Annotated in this window: 10 protein-coding genes; 7 read left to right on the forward strand and 3 right to left on the reverse strand. The window is 33.9% G+C overall.

Going from position 1 to position 13,197, the window contains the following annotated elements; all coding sequences use genetic code 11:
- Positions 1-15 precede the first annotated feature (15 nt).
- The 4 genes from rsmG (at position 16) to EG358_RS11435 (ending at position 4,354) form a co-directional block, all read left to right on the forward strand.
- Positions 16-651 carry a 16S rRNA (guanine(527)-N(7))-methyltransferase RsmG gene (rsmG, locus tag EG358_RS11420; RefSeq protein WP_076558158.1) on the forward strand — a complete coding sequence of 212 codons (636 nt, stop codon included), beginning with the start codon at positions 16-18 and terminating at the stop codon, positions 649-651.
- 63 nt (positions 652-714) lie between these two features.
- Positions 715-1,122, forward strand: a complete 408-nt coding sequence (locus EG358_RS11425) for a hypothetical protein (RefSeq protein WP_076558160.1) — start codon at positions 715-717, stop codon at positions 1,120-1,122.
- Complete coding sequence (locus EG358_RS11430; protein WP_076558162.1) at positions 1,122-1,658, forward strand: DUF922 domain-containing protein; 537 nt, start codon at positions 1,122-1,124, stop codon at positions 1,656-1,658. The genes EG358_RS11425 and EG358_RS11430 overlap by 1 nt, the downstream gene beginning before the upstream one ends.
- Positions 1,655-4,354 carry a PD-(D/E)XK nuclease family protein gene (locus EG358_RS11435; RefSeq protein ID WP_076558164.1) on the forward strand — a complete coding sequence of 900 codons (2,700 nt, stop codon included), beginning with the start codon at positions 1,655-1,657 and terminating at the stop codon, positions 4,352-4,354. Before EG358_RS11430 ends, EG358_RS11435 begins: the two co-directional genes overlap by 4 nt.
- A 108-nt stretch (positions 4,355-4,462) precedes the next feature.
- On the opposite strand, the gene EG358_RS11440 is transcribed toward EG358_RS11435, so the two are convergent.
- From EG358_RS11440 to EG358_RS11450, 3 genes are all read right to left on the reverse strand, one after another.
- On the reverse strand, positions 4,463-5,641 hold the full coding sequence (locus EG358_RS11440; protein WP_076558166.1) for an acyl-CoA dehydrogenase family protein: 1,179 nt from the start codon (positions 5,639-5,641) through the stop codon (positions 4,463-4,465).
- A 71-nt stretch (positions 5,642-5,712) separates the two neighbouring features.
- On the reverse strand, positions 5,713-6,453 hold the full coding sequence (locus EG358_RS11445; RefSeq protein ID WP_076558168.1) for an NUDIX hydrolase: 741 nt from the start codon (positions 6,451-6,453) through the stop codon (positions 5,713-5,715).
- A 22-nt stretch (positions 6,454-6,475) separates the two neighbouring features.
- Positions 6,476-7,660: an MFS transporter gene (locus EG358_RS11450; RefSeq protein ID WP_076558170.1), complete on the reverse strand. Its 1,185-nt coding sequence runs from the start codon at positions 7,658-7,660 to the stop codon at positions 6,476-6,478.
- Between the two features lie 177 nt (positions 7,661-7,837).
- Here EG358_RS11450 and EG358_RS11455 point away from each other — a divergent pair, with 177 nt between their 5' ends.
- Genes EG358_RS11455 through EG358_RS11465 form a run of 3 tightly spaced genes read left to right on the forward strand, consistent with a single transcriptional unit; the run spans position 7,838 to position 13,183 of the window.
- Complete coding sequence (locus tag EG358_RS11455) at positions 7,838-10,747, forward strand: SusC/RagA family TonB-linked outer membrane protein (protein WP_076558173.1); 2,910 nt, start codon at positions 7,838-7,840, stop codon at positions 10,745-10,747.
- 11 nt (positions 10,748-10,758) lie between these two features.
- Positions 10,759-12,315 carry a RagB/SusD family nutrient uptake outer membrane protein gene (locus tag EG358_RS11460; RefSeq protein WP_076558175.1) on the forward strand — a complete coding sequence of 519 codons (1,557 nt, stop codon included), beginning with the start codon at positions 10,759-10,761 and terminating at the stop codon, positions 12,313-12,315.
- A 10-nt stretch (positions 12,316-12,325) separates the two neighbouring features.
- Positions 12,326-13,183, forward strand: a complete 858-nt coding sequence (locus EG358_RS11465) for a hypothetical protein (RefSeq protein ID WP_076558178.1) — start codon at positions 12,326-12,328, stop codon at positions 13,181-13,183.
- Positions 13,184-13,197: the final 14 nt, after the last annotated feature.

Genomic DNA, 13,197 nt, shown 5'->3' on the forward strand with positions numbered 1-13,197 from the left:
TTTAGAATTACTTTTATGTCGATAGCAATCATTCAAAAATACTTTCCGGATCTTTCAGAAAAACAAATTGAGCAGTTTACAATGCTTGAAAGCCTTTATGGAGAATGGAACGAGAAAATAAATGTCATTTCCCGAAAAGATATGGAATCTCTTTATGAGAAACATATTTTACATTCTTTAGGCATCGCAAAAATCATGGAATTTGCTCCCGGAACGAAAGTTTTAGATGTTGGAACCGGAGGTGGTTTTCCCGGAATTCCTTTGGCAATTCTGTTTCCTGAAACTCAGTTCACCTTAATAGATTCTATTGGTAAGAAAATTACGGTTGTAAATGCTGTTGCAGAAGGCGTTGGCTTATCAAATCTTACGGCAATCCATGGAAGGGCAGAAAAAGTAAAAGAAAAGTTTCATTTCGTGGTGAGTCGTGCCGTTACTCAAATGCCCGAATTTTTAAGATGGCTTAAAGGTAAATTTGAAAAAGAACAGCTAAATGCAAAGCATAACGGAGTTTTATATCTAAAAGGCGGAGACCTTGCCGAAGAACTTGCCGGATTAAAATGTGAACTTTTCAATCTAAAAAATTACTTCGATGAAGAGTTTTTTGACACCAAAAAAGTAGTTTATCTTTCAAAGGGTAATTTTAATTCTTAAGATAGTATTATTTGGAATATTTTTTTGCTAAATTTATACTTCCAAACGATCAAATCCGATGTCATGAAATCTCTATTAAAAATTAGTTTTGCTGCGGCAGTTTTAGGTGTTTTTTTTACTTCATGTAAAGATGATGATGATTATCAGACGATAGAATCTGTAGATAAAGTAAAGATCGACAGTGTGAAAATCGTTAGTGACACGATGAGTGTTTTTTCGGTTCAGAGTATCAGAACGTATTCAACTTACGCTTCAGGATGCGAGGGATTTTACGGGTATGATTATATTCACAAAAGCGATTTTGAAAGGGATGTTACCGCATATCAGTATTTCACAAACGGTATATGCACACAGGCAAGTCATCAGTCAGCAAATCAGATTAATTTTAGTCCGCAGAAAAAAGGAAATTACACATTCAGATTCTGGAATGGTGATAACAACTGGATTACTAAAACAATTGTAGTGGAATAATGAAGTTTTTTTTAATAATTTTTATATTGATTTTCAATAATATATCAGCTCAAAATATTTACTGGAGCGTAGATCAAAAATTGGTTTGGGATAATTTTAAAAGCAAAACCAACAATCTGGGTGGCTCAACAGTAGTAGCCTACACCCATTGCGGCTGGGAATATTCTGCAACGACATCAAGCGATCCTAAAGTTCCCGTAAAAATCACTATTCAGACGGTTTTTAATGAGAACAAATCATGGAAGGATGTCAAAAGGATCAATGATTATGTATTGCTTCATGAGCAAAAGCATTTTGATATCGCCGAAATTCATGCCAGAAAACTCAGAAAGGAAGTTTCAGAAAAAATAAAAACAACAGCCGATTACAATAAGTTTTTCAAATCAATTTATGCTAAAATCTCTTCCGAATACAAAAATTTTCAGGCTAATTACGACCGTGCTACCGAGCATGGAATGAATAAAGAAAAGCAGGCAGAATACAATCTTTTGATTACCGAAGAACTCGAAAAACTAAACAACTACCAGAAACTTTGAAATTTCTAAATAAAATCATCGATGAATTATTAGTCCAAAACACTGATTTATCGCAATTTAGTATTGTTCTTCCAGGTAAAAGACCGATCGTTTTTATACGTCAGATTTTAGAAGAAAATAATTATTCCGGGTTTCTGCCTAATTTTTATACGATTGAGGAACTGATCGTAAATATCGTAGATCAACAGACCATTCAGGGGATTTCTTTGTGGCTTTTCGCATTTGATGTTTATAAAAGCTTAAATCTTATTCCAAACGACGATTTTTCCGAATTTTTGAAATGGTTTCCTACACTCCAAAAAGATTGGGATGATATTTTAAAATTTTCAGATTCTGATGAAGCCGTTTTACAATATATGTTTGATGAAGAACGTATAAAAGAATGGGCACAGGATTTGGGTGACGATGATGAAATTCCGCGAAAAAAGTTTCTGAATTTCTGGCGCAATATGAATATTTTTCTTCCTGTTTTAAAGAAGAAACTGAAAGAAAAAAACTGGGCAACTCCGGGAATGATTCACGAATCGGCAAAAGCAAAAATAGGGGAGTTTGCGAAAAACAATATCGAAAATTTTGTTTTCTGCGGTTTCAACGCATTTACTCCTGTTGAAGAAAAATTAGTGAGGAATCTTCTCCAGTGGAATAGAGCACAATGCTTTTTCCAGGCAGACCGATATTATTTTGATGACGAAAGACAAGAAGCCGGAAAATTTCTTCGAAATCACAAAATGTGGAAAGAATTTAATGACAGTAGAGCTTTCAACTGGATAGAAGACGACTTTAACCAAACTAAAAAAATAAAAGTCTATGAAGTCTCGGGTAATGTAACGCAAACCAAGATTTTACCTGAATTATTTAAAAACATCAATAATAAAACATATACCAACACGGCGGTTGTTTTGCTTGATGAAAATCTTCTTCCTGCAAGTCTGGATGTAATGCATGAGGTTGAAAACCTAAACATTACAATGGGTTTTCCGCTAAAAAACCTTTCTTTTTCTAATGCCGTAAAACAGCTTTTTTATCTTCAGAAACAGCTTGAAAAAAGCAAATCTTCTTATTATTACCGCGATGTTTATCCAATTCTTGAAGAACTGCCAAAATCTGATGATGACGAAAAAACAATCAACGATTTCAAATCTAAAATAGAAGAAAGAAATATCGTTTATATTTCTCAAAAACTTTTAACTGAGCTTCTGGGTAACCTTTCATATTTTAATTTACTTCAGAAAGCAGATTCCGGATATCAGTTTTTGGATGATCTTATAGCATTTTGCAAAAAAATCAAATGGCTTGAGCTGGATGATATTCAGTATGAAAACGTTTCTCATTTTGAAAATGCATTCAGAATTATTAAAAATCAGATTACGCCTTATGGTTTTGAAATCAAGATGGAAACGCTTGAAATCCTTATCAACCAACATATTAATTCAGAAAGTATAGATTTTCAGGGTGAACCGTTAAAGGGACTTCAGGTAATGGGACTTTTGGAAACCCGTCTTTTAAACTTCGAAAACGTGATTCTACTATCAGTTAACGAAGGTAAATTACCGCTCGGAAACTCACAAAACACCTACATTCCTTTTGATATAAGAAGGCACTTTGACTTGCATACATTCCTTGAAAATGACAGTATTTATGCGTATCACTTTTACCGATTAATTCAGGATGCACAGAATGTACATTTACTTTTTAACGCATTAAGTTCGGGAGTAAATACGGGAGAAAAAAGCAGGTTTATTACTCAGATCGAAATGGAAAGTTCTCATCACATCGAGCACGTTATAGTTGAAAATTCTTCAGAGCCTATTTTAAGCCAGCCAATCGAGATTTTCAAGACTGAAATTGTTGAGCAGCAGCTTTTAAAATGGAAAGAAAAAGTTTCGGCTTCGCATTTAACAAGCTACCTTTATAACCCTATTGATTTTTATCTTTCAAAGATTTTAAACACCTCTGAAGCGGATGAAATTGAAGAAGAATTATCTATTAGAAATTACGGAAATTTAGTTCATTACACGCTTCAAGAAGTGTATGAAGTATTAAAAGGTAAAGTTTTAAAATCAAATGATTTACAGACTTCAATTAAACGGATAGATGAATTTATAAATATTGCTATTGAAAAGCTAAAACATCAGCCTGAATTTTACAATAAAGGGATGAATTTCATTCATAAAGCCATTGCTAAAAAAGTAATTGAGAATATTCTAAACCACGATTTAGAATTAATAAAAGCTGGTAATTCTTTAGAAATAATTGATATTGAAAGAAGATTTGAAAGTGTAGATTTTTATCTGAATGAAGAAAGATCTGACAAGGTTTCTTTCTTTGGTTTTATCGACCGAATTGACCGATTAAACGGAACAGTAAGAATTATCGATTATAAAACTGCAAAAACAAAAAATCTTACTGTAAAAATTGATGAATTAAATAAATCAGACTATTTCCAGAATAGCGACAGAAAACAGGCGATGCAGCTTTGTTTGTACCAATACGTGATACAAAGTTTACCCGAATTTTGGGGATTTCCTGTAGAAACCGGAATCTGGAGTTTTGCAGATGCTAAAAAAGGAGTAGTGTCATTAGAATTTGCTCAGGGAAGTCTTGATGAGGCTATGGTTTCTATTCAAAATTTAATACACGAAATTCTGAATCCTGAAATTAGTTTCCTAGAAAATGTGAAAAATTATAATTTTTAGCTTGATTAGAAATAATAATACTGGAAATTAATTTTCGATAAATTAATAAATAAATAAACCTCACAGGTTTTAAAAAACCTGTGAGGTTTGAGAAAATATAACTTTAGCCTAAAAAGCATTAATTCCTGTAATATCAAGACCTGTAATCAACAAGTGAACATCGTGTGTTCCCTCATATGTAATTACCGATTCTAGGTTGGCTGCGTGACGCATCATTGGGAATTCTCCCATGATTCCCATTCCGCCAAGAATTTGTCGTGATTCTCTTGCAATATCAATTGCCATTTTCACATTATTTCGCTTTGCCATAGAAATCTGAGCAGGACTCGCCTTGTGATCGTTTTTCAAATTCCCTAATTGTAAACAAAGCAATTGAGCTTTAGTGATTTCTGTTAAAAATTCCGCCAATTTTTTCTGTTGCAGCTGGAACCCACCGATTGGTTTGCCAAACTGTTTTCTTTCTTTAGAATATTGAACAGCCGTACAGTAACAGTCGATTGCTGCTCCGATTACCCCCCAAGAAATTCCGTATCGTGCAGAATTTAAGCAAGATAAAGGCCCTTTAAGTCCTGTTACATTAGGTAATAAATTTTCTTTGGGAACTTTCACATCGTTGAAAACCAATTCACCGGTTTTAGAAGCTCTTAAACTCCATTTATTATGAGTTTCGGGAGTGGTAAAGCCTTCCATTCCTCTTTCAACAATTAATCCCTGTACTTTTCCTTCTTCATTTTTAGCCCAGATTACTGCAATATCGCATAACGGAGAGTTGGTGATCCACATTTTGGCCCCATTCAAAAGATAATGATCTCCCATATCTTTAAAATAAGTTTCCATAGAGCTTGGGTCTGAACCGTGGTTAGGCTCTGTAAGACCGAAAGATCCGATCATCTCACCGGAAGCTAGCTTGGGTAAGTATTTCTTTTTTTGCTCTTCAGAACCGAACTCATTGATCGGGAACATCACCAAAGAACTTTGTACTGACGCCGCAGAACGCACCGCAGAATCTCCTCTTTCCAATTCCTGCATAATCAAACCGTAAGAAATCTGATCAAGACCAGAACCACCGTATTCTTCAGGAATGTATGGTCCTAATGCACCAATCTTCCCCAATTCTTTCATCAGATTCGGCAGATCGGTATGATTTTGCGCTGCTTCATCAATATTCGGCATTACAAAACTCTCCACCCAATCTCTTACAGATTGACGTATAAGCTTGTGTTCTTCGGTAAGTAAGGCATCAATCCCGTAGTAATCGGGAATGCTTGTAAGAGGATAATATGACATGTAATTTAATTTTCCTAAAAATAAGATTTTTTCGGAATGCTGAAAAAAAAACTTTTTAAAGAAAGAAAAAACTACTTTTTAATAAACTTATAGAGATAAGGTGCTTTATTTGCAGAACCATCAAATAACTTCTCCATTCTTTCTAAAGAATTGGTACTTAATATTTTGCGCTGAAAATTATTTCGTCTGAATTTTTCACCTAAAATTGTTTCATACAACGACTGCAAATCTTTCATTGTAAATTTTTCGGGCAATAAATTACTTGCAGCAACCTGAGTATCAATATTCTTTCGCAAATATTCTAATCCTTCGGCAATAACCCTGTCGTGATCAAAAGCCATTTGTGGAAGTTTATTTACTTCAAACCATGCACAAGATTCATTAAAAGCATCCGGAAAAGTATTGGCCATTGTAAAATCTATCAGACTGCAGTATCCAACTGTGATAAATCTCTGTAAAATCCAGTGATCTTTAGGAACGTCAAGACCTTTGTTATTGATCAATGTTTTGTGAACATTATTGTGTGTTCTATCTAGTCTTCCGAAAGTATGAAACTGTTCTAAAAACAGCCCTTTAAGATGTGTTCTTTCATACAAAACACGATCTGCAGCTTCTCTTAAATCTTCATCAATAAAAACAAAACCACCGGGAAGTGAATACAAATTGAGGTCGTGGTACTTTAATAATAAGACTTTCAGGATATTATCATGAAACCCAAAAATAGTGCAATCTACCGATACATTGGGTATAAGGTCTTTACTATCAATAAGTTCTTTTAATGTTTCTATGTTTTTATTGTGATCAGTTTTCATGCAGTAAAAATAAAATTATTTTTTAAATTCTATCAGAACTAAGTTTAAAATAAGAATATGCCAGAACAGAAACCATTATTACGGCTCCCAAAATATAGAGAGAATAATAGGTAAGTATCTGATTTTTAAACAGTATCGAAATAGATATTGAATTTATTGAGCTGCTTATTGAAGATACGCTTACTATTAAAGAAGTAAAAGTATTGATCTTATTCTTTTCAATTTTTGCAATCATTTTTGAATTGATCACCGGATAGAGAGGTGAAAGAAACAAACCAATGACTGGAAAAAGAAATAATAAAACCTTTGTATTTTCACTGAAATAAAATTGAAGTCCTGAAATAATAATCAGCAAAAAGATAATCATCATTACGCAGAACATAAAATATTTTGATAATGAAAAACGCTGAATAATCTTTGATGTAATCGTTCTGCCTGTGTAGGAAAAGAGTGCCAGAAATGAAGATGCCTGAAGTGCGAAGAAAGAATTTACCTTTAAATGATCTTTGTAAAATGATGGAAGCCAGGAATTAAAGCTTTGCTCGATGAAAATAATAAAAAAACTTACTGCAAAGAAAAGAATGATGGTTTTTTTACCAAATCCTGACAAGTCAGGAAAGATTCTCGTGGTTTTGTTTTCCGGTTCTGCAATTTTAATTTTCGAAAAAAGATAAACCGTAAAAAAAGAAATCAGAGAAATAGACATGAAACCAAATTTCCAATATTCACCAAACTGACTGGAAATTAACCACCCAAAACCGGTATTGACTGTAAAAATACCAATCATAAAAGAGGCTTCAACACTATTCATGGTTTGGGCTAAAGATTTTTCTTCGGTCATATTATTTCGAATGATACCATAAACACATATTTTCCCTATCGCAAAACAGGTTCCGATAATGGCAAACCATAATTTGAAAAACCAAAATACTTCAACAAATGGTAAAAACAATGAGCAGGTTCCAACGAGCATCAAAGCAAATATCAGTGATTTTTTGGTTCCGAAACGGCTTATAAAATTAACAGCAAAAAGTGAAAATATAGCAATCGGTATATCTTTAAAAGATTCTAAAAAACCCAGCTTATCGTAGGTAATATTTTGCTCCGAAAGCTGAAGAATTACAATCCCCATACAATTTAAAACCATCGAAAAAATAAGGAAAGTTAGTTTCAGCGGAAGTGCAATATTGGGTTGTTTGGCTGCCATTTTAGGGAATTTATACAAGCCGTATTTTAACAAATCATGAATTATTTATTAAGTTCAACAGCCTTTGATTGCCCAAAAATAGTGGAAATATTAAAATATTTATTAAAAAAATGTTAATTATTAAAAAAAAAATATATTTTTATTGTCTCAATTTGAGAATTAAAAAACTAACTATATATGAATGTAAAAATATCAAAGAGTCTAGGGTTGGTTGCTGTACTATATTTTACTGCAAATTTCAATGCCCAAAGCACGGCTACTGATACTATTTCTAGAGAGCAAAAAATCGAGGAAGTAGTAATGATTGGTTACGGTACTCAGAAAAAGAGTAATGTAACAGGAGCTATCTCAAGCTTAAAAGCCTCGGATATTGAAGATATCCCTACCGGAAGGCCAGAGCAAGTTTTACAAGGTAGAGCTGCAGGTGTTTCTGTAATATCAAACTCCGGACAACCAGGATCCGCTGCAACAGTAAGAGTTCGTGGTATTACCAGTTTTGGAGCAGGTAGTAATGATCCTCTCTGGGTTGTAGATGGAATTGTCGTAGACAATATCGAATGGCTGAACCAAGCTGACATCGAAGGAATGGAAATTCTAAAAGATGGTGCTTCTGCTGCTATATATGGTGTTTCTGCTGCCAAAGGTGTTATTCTTATTACGACTAAAAAAGGAGCTAAGGGAAAGCTAAACCTGAACTATAACGGTTTTTTTGGTGTAGGAACAGCAGCACGAAAGCTAGATTTACTTAATGCTTCTCAATATGGTACGATTATGAATGAAGCGAGTGTAAATGATGGAGGATCTGCTATTTTTGCTAATCCTGGATCTTTAGGTATGGGAACAGATTGGCAAGATGTTATTTTCAACAGCGCACAAAGACAATCTCATGAATTCAGTATAAGTGGTGGAAGCGATAAATCTACTTTTTTTACATCTTTCGGATACTATGATCAAGAAGGTATTGTAATGAGAGATATTTCGAATTACAAAAGAATCAACGCTAGATTTAACTCAACACATAAAATTTTTGAATTTTTAACAGTCGGGCAAACCTTTGCATATACACATAAAAAATCAGCTGGAATTAATGCGAACGGTGAATTTGGAGGTCCTTTAAGTTCAGCAATTAATCTTGACCCGACAACTCCGATTTTGGTAAACAGTATTTCTCAGCAACCTTTTCCGAGCGATTATTCAAACCAATATATTATAAAAGACCCTAAAACAGGAATGCCTTTCGGTATCTCACATTACGTAAACCAGGAAATGTCTAATCCGCTTGCTTTTCAGCAAACTCAATTGGGAAGATATAACTGGGGCGATGATTTTGTAGGAAATGTTTTTGCTGATTTAAAATTTTTAGATCATTTTAACTTTAAAACAACAGTTAATGGTAAACTTTCTTATTGGGGACAACAAGGTTTTACACCATTATTTTATTTAAGCCCTTCATATAAAAACGATACGTTTAATAGTTTATTCAGACAAACAGATAAGAAATTTGAATGGAGTACAGAAAATACTATTACTTATCAGAACAAATTTGGCGGTCATAATTTAAGTGTTTTATTGGGTCAGGGTTATTATGAGTACAATATCTCTTCAGGTCAAAATGTTACCTATACAAACCTTCCTGTAAATAATTGGGAAGATGCTTCTTTTAATTTTGAGATCCCACAAGCAAACAGAAGTACAAATGCCTGGGATGGAAAAGAAACTCATAAAACGTCTTATTTTGCAAGAATTATTTATGACTACGAAAATAAGTACCTTTTTACAGGAACTATGCGTAGAGATGGATCTTCGAAGTTTGCAAAAGCTCATCATTGGGGTAATTTCCCGGCATTTTCATTAGGATGGAATGTATCTAATGAAAATTTCTGGCCAGAAAATAACGTTGTCAATAGTTTTAAATTACGTGGAGGATACGGAGTTTTAGGGAATGATGCGATTGATGATTTTCAGTTTGCTAATTTCTTAGTTCCCGGAAGTAACTATTCATTTGGTGATAATAGTATTCATATTGGTTATGCACCAAGTACACTTGAAAATCCTGATTTGAAATGGGAAAGAACCTCTCAACTTAATATCGCAGCAGATTTTAAATTATTTAAAAACTTTGATTTATCAGTTGATGTTTACAGAAAAAAAACTTCTGATATCTTAAGAAGAATTAATATTCCTGGATATCTTGGTTTGATTAACAATCCCTGGAGAAATATTGGTGATATGAATAATGATGGTGTTGAAGTAAGTTTAGGATATAAGAAAAGCTGGGACGATTTCGGAATTTCTGCCAATGCAAATTTCGGATATCTTAAAAATGAAATCACCAGATTAGAGGACAATAAAATCTACGAAAACTTTGCTTCATTTCAGTCAATGGGAGCGGTTTCAAGATTACAAGTCGGAAATCCTTACGGATCTTTCTTTGGATATCAAAATATGGGAATTTTCCAAAACCAGGCGGAAGTTGATGCGTATAAAAATGCAAATGGAGCTTTAATTCAACCTAATGCAAAGCCAGGAGACTTTAAAAGGCTCGATGCAAATGGTGACGGCAAAATTGATGAGAGTGATTATGTATACTTAGGTAATTCAGTACCAAAATACACATTTGGTTTTACATTAAATTTCAATTACAAAAATTTTGATTTAATGGTTTTTGCGCAAGGACAGGCCGGAAACAAAATTTTCCAAGGTCTTAGAAGACTAGACATGCAATATGCAAATTATCAAACATCAATTCTTGATCGTTGGGTAGGGGAAGGAACTTCTGATTCTACACCAAGAATGACTATGAATGATCCTAACCAGAACTTAACGAGAATGTCGGATTATTATTTACAAGACGGTAGTTATTTACGTTTAAAGCTTGTTTCGCTTGGCTATACTTTACCTAAAGACGTATCGAGAACTTTTGGTGCAAATAAGGTTAGATTCTATGTTACGGGAGAAAACTTGGTTACATTTACCAAGTACACAGGTTATGATCCTGAGATTGCGGGTGGTGATACATTTGGTATTGATAGAGCTTACTATCCACAAGCAAGAACGTTTTTATTTGGTGCCAATATTCAATTTTAATTTCGAAAAAAATGAAAAATAAAAGATTTATATATAAAGGAATTGCTGTTCTATTATTAACAGGAATTAGTTTTGGAGCAGTTTCTTGTAATGACAGTAATTTAGAGGATGTAAAGAATACAGGTACATTTGATACCGAAAATTTTTTCAAAAATGAAGAGCAATCTTTCGCAGGATTAGTTGCTACTTATGATCTTCTAAGAAAATATTCAGGAGGTTTTGAAAATTCAGTTACATTTTTTAATGCAGCTTCTGATGATTGTTATTCGGGCGGAGGAAGTTCTACTGATGGAGCAGGTATCCAAGGTATTGCTAATTACAGTATCAATCCAATTATAGTGCCTGCAAGTTATTGGAGAGACTATTATCAGGGGATTGCAAGAGCGAATCTTTTGCTGGAGAGAATTCCCAATGCTACCATGAATGATAATACAAGAAATACGTTTATTGCAGAAGCTAAAACATTAAGATCACTTTATTATTTTGAATTGGTGAGAATGTTTGGTAACATCCCTTTAATTTTAAAGCCTGTAAAATATAGTGATGATTATTATAATATACCTCAAGCTGCTAAAGCCGATGTATATAATCAAATTGAAACAGATTTATTAGACGCTATAAATAATCTTCCTACGACACAGTCTCAAAAAGGAAGAATTACACAGGGAACTGCTCGCGCTATTTTAGGAAAAATTTATTTATATGATAAAAAATATAGTCAGGCTGCAGCTCAGTTCGAAATGGTAAATGGTGCTCCGGGAGGAACTAGTCAGTATGGGTACAAATTAGTTTCTAACTATGCTGATTTATTCAAAGTGGGTACTGTTACCGATAATGTAGATCCTTATAAATTTAGCTCAGAATCTATTTTAGAAGTTATGTCTACTAACAAAGGAAATTCAGATTGGTCATTTTGGGGAACTGGTAAAGATGAAGGAAATTCTATTTGTGTAATGGTTGGTATCAGATCATACAAAGTTTTAGATACTTCTCCTGTTGTTAATGATGCGCCAAGTGTTTACTCTGGATGGTCATTTAATCCAATCACAGAAAGTTTATTCAATTTTATGCAGGGAGATCCGAGACTAAATGCTTCTATTTTAAATGTTAAACAGCTAGTTCAACAAGGAAAGGTTTCTTATTCTCCAGCTTACAAAGACACTGGATATTTCTTGAATAAATATATGCCTAAAACAACAGATGTAACGAATCTACCGGGAGCCTCAGAATTGAATTTCCGTCAAAATTATATTGCGATTAGATTAGCAGACACTTATCTGATGGAAGCTGAAGCATTGGGCGGTTCAGGATCAAGAGCTCAGGCACTGTTAGATGCTGTTAGAGCAAGAGTCGGACTTGCTTCAGTTCCTGTATCTATGCAAGCAATAAAAGATGAAAGAAGAAGAGAGTTAGCAGGTGAAGGTCACAGATGGTTCGATTTAGTAAGATGGGGTGATGCTCCTACCGTACTGGGCTCCAGAGGATTTACAGCAGGTAAAAATGAGATTCTTCCAATTCCTTTTAACGAACTACCGAATACGGTACTAAAACAAAACCCTGGATACTAAAATAAAAAATATGATAGCTAAATATATAAATAAAAGTTTATTTTTCGGCGCAGCAGTATTCTTTCTTACTAGTTGTTCCCCAGAAAGTATAGATGAAGGAAACGGGCTAATACAGCCTTCTGCTGATGCAGCTTTCACAGTTACCAAAACAGCTGAAAACAAATATCATCTAAAGAGAGTGAATGATAACTATATTAATTTTATTAATTCACAATGGAATATAGATGGTGATGGTTTTGTTAACGGTAAAAATGAGATAGATATTTCTCTTCTAGATGCAGGAACTTATATATTACAACATAATGCGGTAGGAATTGGTGGTCAGGTTGGTGGTACTACAAGTCAAACAGTAGTAGTTCCTACTTCAGATCCCATAGCCGGAAATATTCTTCAGGGTGGTAGATTTGATACACCTGAAGAAATTGCAAAATGGTCAATTCACACAATTAGTCCAGCAAAAGCACAATGGGTTTTTGCTAATAAAGAAGCAACAATTGTCGCAAGTGAAAGTAATCAACAGGCTATTTACACAACAGTTAATGTAGAAGCCGGTAAACAGTATACAATAGATTTAGTGGCTTCATCCAAAACAGGTCTGGAAGATACTTGGTGTGAAGTTTATATATTAAACAGCATGCCTGCTTCCGGTCAAGATATTAGCGGAAATGTTTACAGAAGTATTAATACCTGGGATGGATGTGGTAAATCTGCTTTTGGTGGAAAAGTTTCATCAGTTGGATGTGGAAGTAAAAATACAGGTGTTTATACAGCAACAACAACAGGTACTGTTTATTTAGCCATTAAATGTGGTGGAAAAACGGTAAAGGGATTAACTGTCGATAAAGTTGAAGTAAGAAGAAAGCAATAGCCCGTTAATTATAA

The organism is Chryseobacterium indoltheticum, from assembly GCF_003815915.1.
In the GTDB taxonomy this organism is placed as follows: domain Bacteria; phylum Bacteroidota; class Bacteroidia; order Flavobacteriales; family Weeksellaceae; genus Chryseobacterium; species Chryseobacterium indoltheticum.